An 18,012-nucleotide genomic window follows, 5' to 3' on the forward strand; every position below is an offset into this window, starting at 1 on the left:
CGACGACGCCTCCCTGGCCGCCTCCCGGGCGGCGAGCGAGTCCCTGCTGGCCTCCCTCCCCCGCGGCACGCATCCCCAGCAGGCCATGCACGAGGCGATCGTGGCCGCCGCGAAGGCGGTGGAGGCGCTCGCCGAGGAGCCCGCGACGGTCCGCGAGCAGGCCCCGCACCAGAACGCCCCGGCCTGCACGATCGTCGGTGCCCTGGTCACCTCCGCCCTGCTGGTCGTCGGCTGGGTCGGCGACAGCCGCGTCTACTGGGTGCCGGCGGACCGCACCGCGCCCCCGGCCCGGCTCACCGAGGACGACTCGTGGGCCGCCCAGATGGTCGCCGCGGGGCTGATGACCGAGGCGGAGGCGTACGCCGACGAGCGCGCCCACGCGATCACCGGCTGGCTCGGCGCGGACTCCTACGAACTCGAGCCGCACACCGCCTCCTTCAAGCCCGACCGGCCGGGCGTGGTCGTGGTGTGCACGGACGGGCTGTGGAACTACGCCGAGACCGCCGAGGAGATGGCCGCGGCCGTCCCCCACGACGCCGCCGTACGGCCGCTGCACGGCGCCCGGGTGCTGGTCGGCCGCGCCCTGGACGGCGGGGGCCACGACAACGTAACAGTGGCCGTTCTGCCGTTCCCGGCGCCGCCGCAAGGGGCAGGATCGTCCTGAGGGACGTGTGCCGGGGCGTGCCGTGGCACGGGACGCACGACCGCACGGCAAGCCCCGGCCCGGGCCCTCGTCGACGGGGAAGCTTCGCGGAGGACCGGCCCGTTCGCGGTCGTCGTCCCCGCGCACGGGGGCTCTGAGGGGGGCTCAAAGGCCATGGCCAATTTCTCGAAGTCCAGCGTGCCGCGGTTCTCGGTGGACGTGTACCAGAACGAGTACCTGCCCGAGGGCGGCCGGGAGGTCGACGCGATCGTCACGGTCACCGCGACCGGCGGCGGCACGATCGGCAGCGCGGTGACGGCACCGCACCTCTACTCGCCGGGCCGGGGGCCGTCCGCGGCGGTGGCGCTCATGGTCGACTGCTCGGGCTCGATGGACTATCCGCCGGCCAAGATGCGCCACGCCCGGGACGCCACGGCCGCCGCGATCGACACCCTGCGCGACGGTGTGCACTTCGCGGTGATCGGCGGCACGCACATGGCCAGGGAGGTCTATCCCGGCGGCGGCCGGCTCGCGGTCGCCGACGCCACCACCCGCGAGCAGGCCAAGTACGCGCTGCGCGGACTGAGCGCGGGCGGCGGCACGGCCATCGGCACCTGGCTGCGGCTGGCCGACCGGCTGCTGTCCTCGGCCGAGGTCGAGATCCGGCACGGCATCCTGCTCACCGACGGCCGCAACGAGCACGAGTCGCCCCAGGACCTCAAGCGGGCGCTGGACCAGTGCGTGGGGCGTTTCACCTGCGATGCGCGCGGCGTGGGCACCGACTGGGACGTGAAAGAAGTCACAGGGATCGCCTCCGCGCTGCTCGGCACCGCCGACATCGTCGCCGACCCGGCCGGTCTGACCGCCGACTTCACGCGGATGATGGAGACGGTGATGGGCAAGGAGGTCGCCGACGTCGCCCTGCGGGTGTGGACCCCGGCCGGCGCGACCGTCAGGTTCCTCAAGCAGGTCGCCCCCAATGTGGAGGATCTGACCGGCCGCCGCACCGAGGCGGGCCCCCGCACCGGGGACTATCCCACCGGGTCCTGGGGGGACGAGTCCCGCGACTACCACCTCTGCGTGCAGGTGCCCCCGGCCCGTGTCGGCCAGGAGATGCTCGCCGCCCGGGTCTCCCTGGTGATCCCCGAGTCCGTGGGCGTCTTCCGCCCCGGCGGGGCCGGGAGCGGGACGGCGGCGGTGCGCACCCTCGGCGCGCAGGGGCTCGTACGGGCCGTCTGGACCGACGACGTGGCCGCCTCCACCGCGATCAACCCGCAGGTGGCCCACTACACCGGGCAGGCCGAACTGGCACAGGCCATCCAACAGGGGCTGGAACTTCGCAAAGCAGGAGATATCGATGGGGCAACGGCCAAACTGGGTCGGGCCGTTCAGCTCGCCGACGCCCTGGGGAACAGGGATACTGCGAAACTGCTTGCGAAGGTGGTGGACGTGGTCGACGCAACGACAGGTACTGTGCGTCTGAAAGCGAAGGTCGAGGAGGCCGACGAGATGACCCTCGAGACACGGTCCACCAAGACTGTTCGTGTAAAGAAGTAAAGAAGCCGAGAAACGCCGAGAAGCAAGGACGCGGCGCGGCACCGCCGCCGCAGACAGCGAAAGACGACGAGCCTGGCCCCTCGGGGTTGGAGAAATCCGGTCGAGACGGCCGAGAAGGAGAGGGGGAAGCGCCGACATGCCGACCTGCCCGAACGGACACCAGTCGGGTTCCGACGACTGGTGCGAGGTGTGCGGTCACCGCATGACCAGTGCTGCCGTGCCTCCGCCTCCCCCGCCTCCTCCGGTCGGGGGTTACGGCTTCCCGCCCGCACCGGGGCCGGGCGGCCCAGGTGGAGCGGGCGGACCGGGCGGACCGGGCGGACCGGGTGGTCCTGGTCACACGGGTGCGCCCGGCGCGCACCCGCATCTGTCCGCCGGGCCGGAGCCCGAGCCGGAGCTCTGCCCGCAGTGCCGCACCCCCCGCGAGGGCGCCGCGCCGTTCTGCGAGGAGTGCCGGTGGAACTTCCTGACGAACACGGCGACCTCGTACACCCCGCCCGCGCCGCGCCCGCCGGCGCCCGGCCCCGGTCCGGACGCCCCCCGCTTCCCGCAGCCGTCCGGCCCGCCCTTCGGCGGCGACCCCTACGAGTACCAGGGTTCCCGGCCCTCCCAGGTGAACCGCCCGGCCGAGCCGATCCCTCCGGGCCCGCCCTTCGGCGGCGAGCCCCAGGGACGTGCCGGCGGTCCGGGCGGTCCGGGCGGACCCGGTGGTCCGGGCGGCCCGCAGGCGTTCCAGCAGGCCGGTCCGCCGGCCCCGCCCGGATTCCCGCAGGAGACGGGCGGCCCCCGGCCGGGCGGTCCCTCCTTCGGCGGTGACGACGACTGGGTGATCCCCCCGCCGTCGGCCACGGGTCCCGGTGGCCCGGGCGGCCCCGGTGGTCCCAGTGGTCCCGGCGGCCCGGGTGCGGGTCAGGGCGGCGGGTACGGCTACGCGCCGCCCGGCGCCACCCAGGCCCCGCACGGCCAGGGCTTCCCGCAGCAGCCGCAACAGCAGCAGCCGCAGCAGGGCGGGACCTGGACGGCGACGATCGCCCCGGACCGCGAGTACTTCATGGCGATGATGCAGCGCTCCGGCCCCGAGGCCGCGGGCCTGAGCCTGCCCGCGTACTCGCCGGAGCAGAAGCGCACGCTCACCGGCAAGCAGGTCACCATCGGCCGCCGCCGGCACTCCACCGGCGACACCCCCGACATCGACCTGTCGGTGCCGCCGGAGGACCCGGGCGTCTCCCACCAGCACGCGGTGCTGGTCCAGCAGCCCGACGGCAGCTGGGCGGTCGTCGACCAGAACTCGACCAACGGCACCACGGTCAACGGTTCCGACGAGCCCATCCAGCCCTTCGTGCCGGTCCCCCTCCGGGACGGCGACCGGGTCCATGTGGGCGCCTGGACGACGATCACGATCAGGCGCAGCTAGAACGCCGTTCACCGGGGGCCGGGGAGGCGGGCGCACGCCCTTCCCCGGCCCCCGGTCCCGGTCCTAGGCCTTCCGTCCTCGGCCCCCGTGTCTGAGAGCATGGACCCGTGAATGAGATTCGGCGCGGCACGCTTCAGGAGCAGACCTTCTACGAGCAGGTCGGCGGGGAGGAGACCTTCCGCCGACTCGTCCACCGCTTCTACCAGGGGGTCGCCGAGGACCCCGAGCTGCGGGCCATGTACCCCGAGGAGGACCTGGGTCCGGCCGAGGAACGGCTGCGGCTGTTCCTGATGCAGTACTGGGGCGGCCCGACGACGTACAGCGAGCGGCGCGGGCATCCGCGGCTGCGGATGCGGCACGCACCGTTCCGGATCGACCGGGCGGCGCACGACGCCTGGCTGCGGCACATGCGGGTCGCGGTCGACGAGCTCGGCCTGTCGCCGGAGCACGAGCGGACGCTGTGGAACTACCTGACGTACGCGGCGGCGTCGATGGTGAACACGCCGGGCTGATCCGCCCCTTCACCGGCTCCTCGCCGGCGGCTCCACCGGGACCGCTCGTTCTCGTCGGCCCCTTCACCGGTTCTCTCACCGGCCTTTTCGCCGGTCTCCTCCCCCAAGTCCCGCATTCCGGTCGTTCCACGCCGGTTTTCGGTCACGATCCGGTCAAGCTCGGCCCACCGACGCTTACCCGAACCGCCTGCACTCTGCAAGCATCTCCCGGACGTCTGGACAACGACGGGGGAGCCGGGTGGCGGGATTCACGGGATTCGTCCTGCTGCGTGCGCGGGCGCACCGCCTGCTGCTGGCCGCCGCACTGCTCACGGTCCTGCTGACCACGGCGGTCCTGGCGACGCTCACCGCGTACTCCGGCGCCATCGGTGACGCGGCCCTGCGCCACTTTCTGCGGGACCCGCGCCACGCGGCCGACACCACCCTGGTCGTCCGGGCCGAGGTGCCGCCCTCCGGGCACGCGGCCGTCGACACCGCCGTCCGCGAGCAGGCCCGCACGGCCTTCGGCGGTCTGCCGGTCACCGTGCGCACCCTGGTGCGGTCCGGCACCTACGGCCTGCCCCGCTCCCCGCAGTCCCCGAAGCGGCTCCCCGAGTCCTCCGGCTCCGCCCGGACGGGGGACGCCTCCGCCGACGACCCGGATCTGACGTATCTCGCGGCCCTGGACCCCACGCAGGTCCGGCTCGTCACCGGCCGTCCGCCCCGCAGGGCCGCACAGGGGGACGACCTCGAGGTCGCGCTGCCCGCGACCGCCGCGCAGCGCCTCGGACTGAAGCCCGGCGCCCGGCTCACCCTCACCGACCGGCTCGGGGGGCCGAAGGTCCGGGTGCGGATCACCGGGCTGTACCGGCCGGCGGACGCCGAGGCGCCGTACTGGCGGCTGGACGAGCTGGGCGGCCGCGGGGTGCGCAAGGTCGGCTTCACGATGTACGGGCCGCTGCTGACCGCCCCCGGTGTCGTCGGCAGCGGAAGGGTGAGCACGGGGAAGAGCGCCTGGCAGGCGTCCGCGGACTTCTCGGCGCTGACGACCGACCGGATGGACGCGCTGCGCGACACGGTCCGCGCGAGCGCCGCGGCCCTGCGCAAAACCACCGGGGCCGGCGGTGCGCCGGAGGTCACCACCTCGCTGCCCGAGGTCCTGGACCGGATCGACCGCTCCCTGCTCGTCGCCCGCTCGACCCTGCTGATCGCCGCGCTCCAGCTGGTGCTGCTCGCGGGCTGCGCCCTGCTGCTGGTGGCCCGGCTGCTGAGCAGCGAACGCGCCGGGGAGACCGCTCTGCTGCGGGCGCGCGGCGGCTCCCGGATCCGGATCGCGGGCCTCGCCGCCACGGAGGCGCTGCTGCTCGCCGTGCCCGCCGTGGTGTGCGCACCGCTGCTGGCCGGGCCCCTGACCGGACTGCTGGCCGAGCAGGGCGCTCTGGCCCGGCTCGGGCTGCGCCCGGACGTCTCGGCGGCCGGGCGGCCCGAGGTGTGGCTGGTCGCGGCGGCCGTGGCGCTGGGCTGCGCCCTGGCGGTGACCCTGCCCGCGCTGACCTCCTCGTCGCGGGCGGGGCGGCGGGCCCGGGCCCTGCCCGCGCCGCTGCGGGCGGGCGCGGACCTCGGCCTGCTGGCGGTGGCCGCCGTGGCGTACTGGCAGCTGAACCGGCAGTCCTCGGGCGCGGTCGCCCACGACCGGGCCGGTGCCCTCGGCATCGACCCGCTGCTGGTCGCCGCTCCCGCGCTCGCCCTGCTGGCCGGGACGGTGCTGACCCTGCGGCTGCTGCCGCCGCTGGCCCGCCTGGCCGAGCGCCGCGCGGCCGGGGGCCGCGGGCTGTCGGCGGCGCTGGCGGGCTGGCAGTTCAGCCGCCGCCCGGCGCGCGGGACCGGTCCGGTGCTGCTGCTCGTCCTCGCCCTCGCCCTGGGCATGCTGGCGATCGGCCAGGGCGCCTCCTGGGGCCGTTCGCAGGACGACCAGGCCGACTTCCGGGCGGGCGCGCCGGTGCGTCTGCAGGCCGCCGGGGAGGCAGAGTTGGGCAGCGCCGAGCGGTACGCGGCCGTTCCGCACGTCCGTGCCGTCGCCCCCGCCGTCCGCACCACGCTGCCGCTCGCCGGCGAGCGCACCGCGACCGTCCTCGCACTGGACACCGCGCGCGCGGCGGACTGGGTGCTGATGCGCCCCGACCTGGCGTCCGAGCCGGTGCGTCCGCTGCTCGCGGGGCTCGCGGCCCGGGGCGCGACCGCGGGGGTGGAGGTGCCCGCGGGCACGGTCCGGCTGCGGCTGACGGCGGCCCTGCACAGCTCCGGGGCAGAAACACCGGTGAACGCGACGGCCACCCTGGAGGACCGCTTCGGAGTCCCGTACCGGATGCCGCTGGGCACCCTGCCCGCCGACGGCCGCCCCCGCTCCCTGGACCTGAACCTCCCCGCCGCCGCGGGACCCCTGGTCCTCACCGCCCTCGACCTGGGCATGGACCAGCCCGTCGGCCGTGCGGAACGGCACCGCCTCACCCTCTCCGCGGTCACCGCCGCGGACGGCGGCGGAACGGTACGGCACCTGCCGCTGCCGGCGTCCTGGAAGGCGGCCTCGTCCAGCGCCGGCGCCGCGTCCTCCCCCGACGGCGGCACCGCCCCGGCCGAGCCGGCCGTGACGTCCTCCCGCCCGCTCACCGTCACCTACGGCACCGGCCATGTGCCGTCGGACCGGCCCTGGGAGCAGGGCTCGGTGTCCGTGCGGATCCAGGCCGCCCAGCCCGCGCAGCCGGAGGTCGCGGCCGTGGCGACCGACCGCTTCCTGACCTCCGTGGGCGCACGGGAGGGACAGCGGCTGGAGGTGACGCTCGGCGGCCAGAACGTCCCGGTCCGCGTCGTCCACGCGGTACGGGGACTGCCCACCACGGGCCCGGAGCAGGACGGCTCCGTGGACGCGGCGCACGACGGCGGCGGTCTGCTGATGGACCTGCGCGCGGTGAACCGGCTGCTCCAGGCCCGCTACGGCGACCGTGTCGCGCCCACCGAGTGGTGGCTGGGCACCGAGGCCCGCCACTCGGCGGACGTGGCCGGGGCCCTGCGGTCCCTGCCGGACGTCGACCCGGCGCAGGTGGTCGTCCGGGACGAGATCGCCGACCGGCTGCGCGACGACCCGTTCGGCGCCGGACCCGCCGCCGCGTTCACCGCGGCGGCCGTGGTCGCGGCGGCGCTGGCCGCGGTCGGTTTCGCGGTGAGCGCCGTCGGGTCGCTCCGGGAGCGGGACGCCGAGTTCGCCGTCCTGCGCGCCCTGGGCGCCCCGCGCCGCCGGCTGGCCCGGACGCTCGCCGTCGAACAGGGCGTGCTGGTGGCCCTGGCACTGGCGGTCGGCACGGTCCTGGGCGTCCTGCTGACCCGGGCCGTGATCCCGCTGATCATGCTGACCGGGCAGGCCACCAGACCCGTGCCGGACGTCCTGGTCCAGCTGCCGCCCGCCCAGGTGGCCGCCCTGCTGGCGGCCGTCGCCGCCGGGCCGCTCGTCGTCACGGCGGCCCTGGCGCTGCGCCGGGCCGATCCGGCGGTGTCCCTTCGAGACCGCGGAGGTGAGTGAGGTGCGCTCCGTCGCTCCCGCCTGGGTCCGCACACGGTTGCGCACCGCGCCGGGTGCCGCGGCGGCCCTCGCCCTGCTGGTCGCGCTGACCGCGTGCCTGGCCGCCGCGTTCCCGCGCGCACTCGACCGGTACGAGGACGGCGGACTGGTCCGGGCCGTGGAGCAGGCGGGCCCGAAACGCACCAGCCTGCTGCTGTCCGCCCCGCCGCCCGGCCTCCAGCTTCCGCAGCAAAAGCGGGAACAGGCGCTGCGTCCGGGGACCATGGGCCGCCAGTACGCCGAGGTCCTCGAGGCCGTCCGGCGGCCGCTCGCCGCCGATCCCGGGCAGTCGGCGTACGGGGTGACGACCCGCGAGAGCATCGCCGTGCACGACCCCTGGCTCGCGCGGCCCAGCCGGCGGCTGCCCCCGCAGGTGCACCTCGTCGCGCGGAGCGGACTGGCCGAGCACTCCTCGGTGCGCGCGGGCCGGCTGCCGCGGGCGAGCGGCGAGGTCACGGCGAGGACCGCGGAGGTGGAGGCCGCCGTCACCGCGGAGACGGCCGAGAAGATGCGCATCGAGGTCGGTTCGGTCGTCCATGTGCCCGCCGTGTCCCGTCCCCCGCTCGCCGTCCGTGTCACCGGCATCCTGACCCCGCGCGAGCCCGACGGCGCGTACTGGGCGACACAGCCCCTGATCCGTACCCCGGACCTGATACGGATCCGCATGCCCGACGATCCCGACCCGCCGAAGTACTGGGTCGGCTCCCTGCTGCTCCCGCCCGAGGCGGCTCCCGCGCTGCTGGGCACCACCGGGTACGCCGTGCGCTACTGGCAGCTGGCCCCCGCCCCGGGCGCCCTGCACGCCCATGAGCTCGACGGTCTGGAGTCCGCGGTCGCCTCCCTGGAGTCCGGGCCGGACCTGGGACGGATCCGCGAGGCCACCGACCCGAACACGCAGACGAGCACCGATCTCGACGAGGTGCTCCTCTCCTACGGCCTTCTGCGGTCGGGCATCGCCCCGCTGGTCGCGGTCGCCGCCGTGGGCGGGGCGACGGTCGCCGCGGTCGTCCTGCTGATGGCCGGGGGCCTGGCCGCCGACCGCCGTCGCGCCGAGTTCGCCCTGCTGCGCGCCCGCGGTGCCTCCCTGCGCGGTCTGACCGGCCGGCTGTGCGCGGAGACGGCGGTGGTCGCCGTCCCCGCCGGAGCGCTCGGTCTCGCCGTCGCCCTGCTCGCCGTCCCCGAGGGCCGCCTCCTGCCCGCGGTCGTCGCGGCGGGGGCGGTCACGGTCGTGGCGTGCGCCGCGCTGCCGCTGCGGGCCGCGTTCGCCCATCGCACGGTCCGCGTCCACGGACCGCGGCAGGACACGGTGTCGGTACGTCCCTCCCGGCGCCGTACGGTCGCCGAGCTGACGCTGCTGGTGATCGCGGCGGGGGCGGTGGAGGCGCTGCGGCGGCGCGGGGTCTCGGGGTCGCCGGAGGGTGCCGGTGCGTCGGGGGACCAGCTGGTGTCGCTGGCGCCGGTGCTGGTGGGTGTGATCGCGGCCCTGGTGCTGGTCCGCCTGTACCCGTGGCCGCTGCGTCTGCTGACGCGCCCGGCCGGGCGGCTGCGCGGAGCGGTGGGCCATCTCGCCCTGGCCCGCGCGGCCCGCACCTCCGCCCCGGCGGTGCTGCCCCTGCTGGCGCTGCTGACCGCGCTCACCACCGCCGCCTTCGGCGGATCGGTGCTGGCGGGGGTGGCCGACACCCGCGACCGGGCGGCCCTCGGCGCGATCGGCGCCGACGCCCGCGTCGGGGCGGACGGCCCGCTGCCGGCCGGTCTGCCCGAGCGGGTCCGCCGGGCACCGGGCGTCCAGGAGGTCACCGAGGTGAGCCTCGACCACCAGGCAGAGGCGGGGGACGACCTGGCCCGGGTGTCGCTGGCGGGCGTCGACCCCGCCGGTTACGCGGCCCTGGCCGGCCGTACCGGGCTCGGCGCCTTCCCCGGGGAACGGCTGCGCCGCCCGGCCGACGCCCGGGCGCCGCTGCCGGCGCTGGCCTCCCCGTCGGTCGCCGACCGGCACGGCACCCGGCCCTTCCCGGTGCGGCTGGACGACGGCACCACGGTCACCGTCCGCATCGCCCTGGTCCGGGACCGCACCCCGGCCGTGCCCGGCCCCGGCTTCCTGGTCGTGGACCGGGCCGGGCTGACCGAGAAGACGGCCCGCACCACCACCCTGCTCGTGACCGGCGACCGCCTGGACGCCGACGCCCTGCGCCGGGCCGTGGGCCGGTCCGCCCCGGTGGACCTGCGCTCCGAGGAACGGGCCGCGTACGTCGACTCGCCCCTGCAGTCCGGTGCCGAGACCCTCTATGCGGGGGCGGTGGCGGCCGGTGCCGGATACGCCGTCCTGGCCCTGCTGCTCGCCCTGCTGCGTGCCGCACCCGAACGGGCCGCGCTCCTCGCCCGCCTGCGCACCATGGGACTCACCCGCGCCCAGGGCCGCCGTCTCCTCGTCCTGGAGTCGCTGCCCCAGGCCCTGCTCGCCGCGGCGGGCGGCGCGCTGACGGGCTGGGCGGCCGTCCGCCTTCTGGCCCCCGGCATCGACCTGACGGCCCTCGCCCTGCCGCCGAGGGCGACGGCCGTCGGCGAGAGCACACTGCGGGCGGATCCCCTGTCCCTCGCCCTGCCGGCGGTGGCGGCCCTGCTGCTGGTGGTGGGGATCGCCGTCGGGCAGGCGTGGTGGACGGGGCGGCGAAGCTCGGTCCAGGAGCTGAGAGCGGGGGACGCGCGATGAGGCCGGCCGGGCCTTTCGGCCGCCGCGGCTGCCACGGCCGTCCCGGTCACCGTGCCCGCCTCCGCCCCGCACCCCGCCTCGGCCGCTCGCACGGCCGCAGCCGCTCACGCCACCCCAGTCGCCCATGTCGCCGCAGCCGCCGCTCAGGAGACCTCCGATGACGACGAACCCCAGTCTGGCCGACCTGGCCCGGCGTGCCGCCGCGGACCGCTCCCGCCCGGTCTACGGCCACGACGCACTGATCAGCTGCGACCGCCTGGTCCGCGTCTTCACCACCGACGGCGTGGAGGTGCAGGCGCTCCAGGGCCTGGACCTGCTCGTCCACGAGGGCGAGCTCATGGCGCTCGTCGGCGCGTCCGGCAGCGGCAAGTCGACCCTCATGAACATCCTCGCCGGCCTGGACACCCCCACGGCCGGCGCGGCCCGGGTCGCGGGCCACGACCTGCTCACCATGACCGCGAAGGACCGCCTCCGCTACCGCCGGGAGGTCGTCGGCTTCATCTGGCAGCAGACCTCCCGCAACCTCCTGCCCTATCTGACCGCGGCACAGAACGTCGTCCTGCCCATGCAGTTGTCCGGGACGTGGGGGCGGGGCCGCCGTGCCAAGGCCGAACGCGCACGGGACCTGCTGGAGCTGCTTCAGGTGGACGACTGCCGCGACCGCCGCCCGCACGAGATGTCCGGCGGTCAGCAGCAGCGCGTCGCGATCGCGGTGGCCCTCGCCAACAACCCCGCGGTGCTGCTCGCCGACGAGCCCACCGGCGAACTCGACTCCCACACCGCCGAGCAGGTCTTCGCCGCCCTCCGCACCGCCAACGAGAGCCTGGGCACCACCATTGTCGTCGTCACCCACGACCAGGCGGTCGCCGACGAGGTCCGCCGCACCGTCGCCATCCGCGACGGCCGTACGTCCACGGAGGTGCTGCGCCGCAGCGAGGTGGACGCGGCGACCGGGGACGAGCGGGTGGTGAGCCGCGAGTACGCCATGCTGGACCGCGCGGGCCGTCTGCAGCTGCCCGCTGAGTACACCCGGGCCCTGGGCATGCGCGACCGGGTGGCGCTGGAGCTGGAGCAGGACCACATCGCGGTGTGGCCGGACGACAGCGAGGGGAACCGGCCGGACCGGGTCAGCGGACGCTGACGCCCAGGGCGCCGAGCCGGTCCCCGGTCCGCCGTACGGCGATCGAGCCGTAGGGCGTGCGCAGCCGCAGCCACGCACCCGACGAGAGCAGCGCCAGACCCCCCGGCGCGGAGTCGTCCTGCGGGGGCCTGAGGAAGCGCAGCGACTGCGCCGCGTGCACCGCCCGCACGGGCAGCTGGGTCCGCCCGACCATCCGGGACCAGATCTCCCGCCCGATCCGGTCGAGTTCGGCGCGTGTGCGCCGCTCCTGGGTCAGCTCCTGCGTACGGGAACGGAATTCGGCGACGGCGGCGGCCACCATCGCGCCCAGCTCCCGCGCCGGGGGGAGCCCCGGCTCCGGGCGCCAGCCGCCGCGCGGCGGGAGCACACCCGCCCACGGCGGGCCGGTCACCGCGGCCGGGACGCGGACCGAGGCCGCCGACTCGTCGAGCGACTCCAGCAGTTCACCGGCGGAGACGGTCGCGTCGAGGGTGACGCCGGGCCCCTCCCCGTACGGCTCGGCCAGCCGCACCGCGCGGACCGCCAGCACCTCGAAGGACGGCGGACGCCCGAACACCGCGAGCGCCGTGCCGACCGTCTGCAGGCGCACCGCGGCGGCACGGTCGTAGTGCAGCAGCCGGGAGAGGAAGGCGGCGAGGTCCGCCGCCTCCGCTCCGTCGGCGAGGCCGAGCACCGTCATGCGGCGACGGCCCCCTCCTCGACACCGGCTCCCTTCCCGGTGCCGGCCGCGTCATCCATGTACTTCTGGAGGAACTCCCGTTCCTCGGCGGTGAGCCGGCGGGGGCGCTGCGCCTCGAAGTCGAACGGCACGATCACCGTCGAGGCCCGGACGTAGACCAGGTCGTCGTCCTTGATCTCGTAGGCGAGGGTGAAGGACGCCGCCCTGATCTCGGTGACCCACAGCTCGATGTCCACCGGCTCGTGCCGGTGGACGAGCTGCCGCTTGTAGTCGATCTCGTGGCGCGCCACCACGGACCCCTGCCGGAACTCCTTGTCCGGGCGGAACAGGAAGTCGATACGGGCCTCCTCCAGATAGCGGAGGAACACCACGTTGTTGACATGGCCGTACGCGTCCATGTCCGCCCAGCGCAGGGGACAGCGGTAGAGGTGACGCATCTGTGTCGATCAGTCCCGGGTCAGCTTCTTGTAGGTGGCACGGTGCGGGCGGGCGGCGTCCGGGCCGAGCCGCTCGATCTTGTTCTTCTCGTACGACTCGAAGTTGCCCTCGAACCAGAACCACTTGGAGTCGCCCTCGTAGGCGAGGATGTGCGTCGCCACGCGGTCCAGGAACCACCGGTCGTGGGAGATGACCACGGCGCAGCCGGGGAACTCCAGCAGCGCGTTCTCCAGGCTGGACAGGGTCTCGACGTCGAGGTCGTTGGTCGGCTCGTCGAGGAGCAGCAGGTTGCCGCCCTGCTTGAGGGTGAGCGCGAGGTTGAGGCGGTTGCGCTCACCGCCGGAGAGCACCCCGGCCGGCTTCTGCTGGTCCGGTCCCTTGAAGCCGAAGGCGGACACATACGCCCGGGACGGCATCTCCACCTGGCCGACGTTGATGTAGTCCAGCTCGTCGGAGACGACGGCCCACACCGACTTGTTCGGGTCGATGTTCTCGCGGTTCTGGTCGACGTAGGAGATCTTGACGGTCTCGCCGACCCTGATGCTGCCGGAGTCCGGCTTCTCCAGACCCTGGATCATCTTGAACAGCGTGGTCTTGCCGGCGCCGTTCGGGCCGATGACGCCCACGATGCCGTTGCGCGGCAGCGTGAAGGAGAGGCCGTCGAACAGGACCTTGTCCCCGAAGGCCTTGTGGAGGTTCTCGACCTCCACGACGATGTTGCCCAGACGCGGGCCCGGCGGGATCTGGATCTCCTCGAAGTCCAGCTTCCGCACCTTCTCGGCCTCGGCGGCCATCTCCTCGTAACGGGCCAGACGCGCCTTGGACTTGGCCTGCCGCCCCTTGGCGTTCGACCGCACCCACTCGAGCTCTTCCTTCAGGCGCTTCTGCCGCTTGGCGTCCTTCTGGCCCTCGACCTTGAGGCGGGCGGCCTTGGTCTCCAGGTAGGTGGAGTAGTTGCCCTGGTAGGGGTAGGCGCGGCCGCGGTCGAGCTCGAGGATCCACTCGGCGACGTTGTCGAGGAAGTAACGGTCGTGGGTGATGGCCACGACGGTGCCCGGGTACTTGGCCAGGTGCTGCTCCAGCCAGGCCACGGACTCGGCGTCGAGGTGGTTGGTGGGCTCGTCGAGCAGCAGCAGGTCGGGCTGCTCGAGCAGCAGCTTGCACAGCGCCACACGGCGCCGCTCACCACCGGAGAGGTTGGTGACGGGCCAGTCGCCGGGCGGGCAGCCCAGCGCGTCCATGGCCTGCTCCAGCTGGGCGTCCAGGTCCCAGGCGCCCGCGTGGTCCAGCTCCTCCTGGAGCTTGCCCATCTCCTCGAGCAGCTCGTCCGAGTAGTCGGTGGCCATCTGCTCGGCGATCTCGTTGAACCGGTCGAGCTTGCCCTTGATCTCGGCGACGCCCTCCTGGACGTTCTCCAGGACCGTCTTCTCCTCGTTCAGCGGGGGCTCCTGCAGCAGGATGCCGACGCTGTAGCCGGGGGTGAGGAACGCGTCACCGTTGGACGGCTGCTCCAGCCCCGCCATGATCTTCAGCACGGTCGACTTGCCGGCACCGTTCGGGCCGACGACGCCGATCTTGGCACCCGGCAGGAAGTTCAGGGTGACGTCGTCGAGAATCACCTTGTCGCCGTGCGCCTTGCGCGCCTTGCGCATGGTGTAAATGAACTCAGCCAAGAGAAACCGTCCGGCAGCTTGGAATCAGGCAGTGGGCAGATACACCCCATCTTGCCGTACCGCCACCCCTGGGCGGAAACTCATGGGACCCAATAACCCTGACCTGCGGTTTCACGGGCGGTTGGGGGTCGGCTCACCGGTCGCCGCCGGCCGTCGCCGGCCGGTTCCGGGCACCCTCGCACCACCCGGGGACGGCCCGGGTCCGGCGTGACGGGCGCCGTAGGCACAACACGTTCAGGCCATTCCTCTGTCCACCCGCCCCCGGAACGGATCCCCGCGCACGGCTGCCGCCGCACGGCTGCGGCAGCCCGGGCCGAAGGGTGTGCACCAGCTGCCCCCGCAGGGCTGTTGCAAGCACATCGCACCTGGTCAGAGGGGGTACGACGGGTGTAGCCGCAATCGGTTCCGTGTGCCACGGTGAGCCGTGTGAAGGGCATGAAGGGGAAGCAGCACGCACACCACGGCCAGGGGCGCCCGCACGGCCGCGCGGGCGCGGATTCCGGCCATTCCCCCGGCGCCTCCCGGCTGAGGCGTCTGCGGCATCGGCTCGCGCATCTGGTGACACCGCACGGCCACGAGGCCGCCGACAAGGCGGACGCGGCCATGGAGACCTCCCGCGAGGGCATGCGCACGCTGTGGGTCTCACTGGCCGTCCTGGGGATCACCACCCTGGTGCAGGGCGTGATCGTCGCCCTGTCCGGATCGGTGGCCCTGCTCGGGGACACCGTTCACAACGCCGCCGACGCGCTGACCGCCCTTCCGCTGGGCATCGCGTTCCTCCTCGGCCGGCGGGCGGCCAACCGCCGCTACACCTACGGCTACGGCCGGGCGGAGGACCTGGCGGGCGTCCTCGTCGTCGCGGCTATCGCCGCATCCGCCGTCCTGGCCGCCCACACGGCCGTCGAACGTCTCCTCAACCCCCGTGACATCACCCATCTGTGGGCCGTCTCGGCCGCCGCGCTGGTCGGCTTCGCCGGCAATGAGTGGGTGGCCCGCTACCGCATCCGCACCGGCCGTCGCATCGGCTCCGCGGCCCTGGTCGCCGACGGTCTGCACGCCCGCACCGACGGTTTCACCTCCCTGGCCGTCCTGCTGGGCGCGGGGGGCACCGCACTCGGCCGGCGTGCCGCCGACCCCGTCGTCGGACTGCTCATCGCTCTCGCCATCCTGATGGTCCTCAAGGACGCCGCCCGCGAGGTCTGCCGGCGTCTGATGGACTCCGTCGATCCCGGCCTCGTCGCCGCGGCCCACACCGCCCTGCGCGGTGTCGACGGCGTCCTCGGCACCGGGGCGGTGCGGATGCGGTGGGTCGGTCACGCCCTGCGCGCCGAGGCCGACATCGTCGTCGGCCCGCAGCTGACCGTCGTCCAGGCCCACCGCATCGCCGTGGCCGCCGAGCACGCCCTCATGCACGCCCTTCCGCGTCTGACCGCCGCCACCGTCCACGTGGACCACACCCCCGTCGAGGGCGACCCGCACGCCGTCCTCGACCACCACACGGCACACCCGGCACACACGGCCCGGCCGGCGGTCGGCGGTTGCTGAAGGGAAGCCTCCGAAGGGATCACCAGCCGGTGAACCCAGCGGGTGCCACGAGGACTTGCCGGAACGTCACGACCGGCACCCCCGACGACGCGCCGGACCAGGCACCGCACACGGAGCACACCCGCACCACCGGCCCGACGGACCGCCTCCCGGCCGCGGTACCCCCACCCCGCCCACCGGGGGCGGACACAACCCGCCCACCGGGAGCGGACGTTCGCCCTCCTGATCTCCCGGCATCCGCTCTCCTGCCCTCCCGGCATCCGGCTGCGGCTCCTTGCCCGCCCCGGGCCCGCTTCGCACACATGGACCGCCCGGCTCCGCGCCGTTGGCCCGTCGCTCCCGGCCGAAGGCCGCCGGCACGCGCCGGCTCGGGCAGGACGGACGGCGCGGGGCGGTCGCCCGGTGCGGGGCGGCCGGCCGGTGCCGTGGGGCCGGCCGCTCCGGCGGAGGGATCACCGCGTCCGTGCGCGGTCAGTCCTGGGTGGCCCTCTGCTTGCGGACGATGCTCAGCACCGTGGCGCCCAGGACCAGCAGGCTGAGGCCGCCCGCGGCGATCATGGGGGTGGTGTCGGTGCCTCCGGTGTCGGCGAGGTTGGTGTCGGCGGGGGGGCGGGGGCGCCGACCGTGACGGGGCTGGGCTCGCTGAGCGTCCGGGCCGCGGTGCCGGCCGGGCTGCCCTGGGTCTCGCAGTCCAGGACGCCGGTGAAGCGCTGCCCCAGCCCGCCCGGGCCGCTGATCGTGAAGTCGTAGGCCTGGTCCTCCTGGAGCGGGATCGTCACCGTCCGGGAGGTGCCCGCGGCGACGGTGTGCCGGATGCCCATCAGCTCGAAGGAGAACGGCTCGTCGCCCTTGTTGGCCGCGGTGATGTCCAGGCCGCCCTTGGCGCAGTTCTTCGTCGCGGACAGCGCGGGTATCGCGCCCTGCGCGGCCCAGGTGACACGGGCGGTCGCGGCGACCGTGGACTCGCTGGAGCCGGCCAGGATCTGGGTCTGGCTGCGGCTGTCGGAGGTGAAGGCGCGGCCGACCGGCACGGTGGTGGAGGCCTGCGCGGTCAGCGTGGCCGCGCCGTCCGCGCTGTCCTCGGGGACCTCGAAGAACACCCGGCTGCCGTCGGCGGCGGAGGTGATCTCCTCGCCGTTCTCGTCGACGATCCGCACACCGCTGGTGGCGGCTCCCGCGGGCGGGGTGAGCGTCACGCTGTCCGCGTCCGTGCGCACCGTCACCGGGCCGATCCGCTCGCCCGGGTGGCCGGAGACGGCCGGCGGGTCGAGGGTCAGCGAGGCCCGCGGTTCGGGCAGGTCGCGGGCGTTCTTCTCCAGGTAGTCCGCGAGCTTCTCGGCCTCGGGGTCGACGGCGTCGACGTCCGCGCCGTCGGAGTAGCGCCAGATGGCCACCTGGGTGCCGACCGCCGCGTCCTGCTCGGTGAGGTTCCTGACGCCCGCCTTGGCGGCGAGCGCCGCGAGGTCGTTCACCTGCGGATAGGAGTTCTGCAGGATCCAGCGGATCTTCCCGGCGTTCTTGTTGGTCGCCAGCGAGGTGCCGCTCCACGGTGTCTCGTGGTACCTGGCGTCCTGCTGGGTGGGGTTGTGCAGGTCGATGCAGTAGGTCTGCAGAGTGCCGCCGCCGTCGACGGACATCTCGAACAGACCCGCGGGGATCCGGCGGTCACCGTTGTCGTCATGGACGACGGCGGTGCCGTGGACCTTCAGGCCGCCCAGGGTGGCGGTCGCCCCGCCCGGACTCTGCGGCGCCCCCTCGGCGGCGGCCGGACCGGCCGCAACCATCACACCGGCGGCGACGAGTCCCGACATCAGGGCCGCGACGGCGAGACGGGTGGTCCCTCGTCCGCGCGCGGACGGCGCGNNCGGTCCCGCCAGCAGAATCTTCAAGCCCCGAGAGCCATGCCCGGCATCCTAGGTACCACCAGCACCATCACTTGACTGTCACATCGTCAGATGACCGATCCGAATCGCAATCGTTATGACCAAGATCGGCCGACGCCCCGTTACGGCCCGTCGCCGCGGCCGTCGGCTCGGGTGGTCGCGGTGCGGGTGTGTCCGGGGTCACTGTCTCCCACGCCGGTTCCTGCCCCATGGGCTGCGGCT

Annotated in this window: 11 protein-coding genes and 1 pseudogene; 8 read left to right on the forward strand and 4 right to left on the reverse strand. The window is 74.6% G+C overall.

Features of this window, described 5'->3' with window-relative positions; all coding sequences use genetic code 11:
- The 7 genes from CCN35_RS13005 to CCN35_RS13035 all read left to right on the forward strand — a co-directional run.
- Window positions 1-664: PP2C family protein-serine/threonine phosphatase (locus CCN35_RS13005; protein WP_245863140.1), on the forward strand; the 664-nt coding region annotated here is incomplete at its 5' end.
- 153 nt (window positions 665-817) lie between these two features.
- Window positions 818-2,200 (forward strand): vWA domain-containing protein, encoded by a 1,383-nt coding sequence (locus CCN35_RS13010; protein ID WP_067398251.1) that lies wholly within the window; start codon window positions 818-820, stop codon window positions 2,198-2,200.
- Window positions 2,201-2,336: 136 nt separating this feature from the next.
- Complete coding sequence (locus CCN35_RS13015; RefSeq protein ID WP_086792743.1) at window positions 2,337-3,614, forward strand: FHA domain-containing protein; 1,278 nt, start codon at window positions 2,337-2,339, stop codon at window positions 3,612-3,614.
- A 107-nt stretch (window positions 3,615-3,721) separates the two neighbouring features.
- Window positions 3,722-4,126, forward strand: coding sequence for a globin (locus tag CCN35_RS13020; protein ID WP_067398247.1), 405 nt, complete (start codon window positions 3,722-3,724; stop codon window positions 4,124-4,126).
- 238 nt (window positions 4,127-4,364) lie between these two features.
- A complete protein-coding gene (locus CCN35_RS13025) occupies window positions 4,365-7,679 on the forward strand; it encodes an ABC transporter permease (RefSeq protein ID WP_067398245.1) in 3,315 nt (1,104 codons plus the stop codon).
- Between the two features lies 1 nt (window position 7,680).
- Entirely contained in the window at window positions 7,681-10,431 is a 2,751-nt protein-coding gene (locus tag CCN35_RS13030) for an FtsX-like permease family protein (RefSeq protein ID WP_086792745.1), read from the forward strand.
- 157 nt (window positions 10,432-10,588) lie between these two features.
- Window positions 10,589-11,572, forward strand: a complete 984-nt coding sequence (locus CCN35_RS13035) for an ABC transporter ATP-binding protein (protein WP_067398235.1) — start codon at window positions 10,589-10,591, stop codon at window positions 11,570-11,572.
- On the opposite strand, the gene CCN35_RS13040 is transcribed toward CCN35_RS13035, so the two are convergent.
- The 3 genes from CCN35_RS13040 to ettA are packed head-to-tail and all read right to left on the reverse strand — an operon-like array spanning window position 11,559 to window position 14,362.
- Window positions 11,559-12,251 (reverse strand): DUF8010 domain-containing protein, encoded by a 693-nt coding sequence (locus tag CCN35_RS13040; protein ID WP_067398233.1) that lies wholly within the window; start codon window positions 12,249-12,251, stop codon window positions 11,559-11,561. The two genes, CCN35_RS13035 and CCN35_RS13040, sit on opposite strands and share 14 nt — an antisense overlap.
- Window positions 12,248-12,688, reverse strand: coding sequence for an acyl-CoA thioesterase (locus CCN35_RS13045; RefSeq protein ID WP_067398231.1), 441 nt, complete (start codon window positions 12,686-12,688; stop codon window positions 12,248-12,250). Before CCN35_RS13045 ends, CCN35_RS13040 begins: the two co-directional genes overlap by 4 nt.
- 9 nt (window positions 12,689-12,697) lie before the next feature.
- A complete protein-coding gene (ettA, locus tag CCN35_RS13050; RefSeq protein ID WP_067398229.1) occupies window positions 12,698-14,362 on the reverse strand; it encodes an energy-dependent translational throttle protein EttA in 1,665 nt (554 codons plus the stop codon).
- Window positions 14,363-14,797: 435 nt separating this feature from the next.
- On the opposite strand from ettA, the gene CCN35_RS13055 reads away from it, so the two are divergent.
- On the forward strand, window positions 14,798-15,907 hold the full coding sequence (locus CCN35_RS13055; protein ID WP_067398274.1) for a cation diffusion facilitator family transporter: 1,110 nt from the start codon (window positions 14,798-14,800) through the stop codon (window positions 15,905-15,907).
- 471 nt (window positions 15,908-16,378) lie between these two features.
- Here CCN35_RS13055 and CCN35_RS13060 read toward each other — a convergent pair.
- Window positions 16,379-17,718: pseudogene (locus tag CCN35_RS13060) on the reverse strand (Cys-Gln thioester bond-forming surface protein).
- Between the last annotated feature and the right edge of the window lie 294 nt (window positions 17,719-18,012).

This window comes from Streptomyces thermovulgaris, assembly GCF_002155915.1.
Classification (GTDB): Bacteria; Actinomycetota; Actinomycetes; order Streptomycetales; family Streptomycetaceae; genus Streptomyces; species Streptomyces thermovulgaris.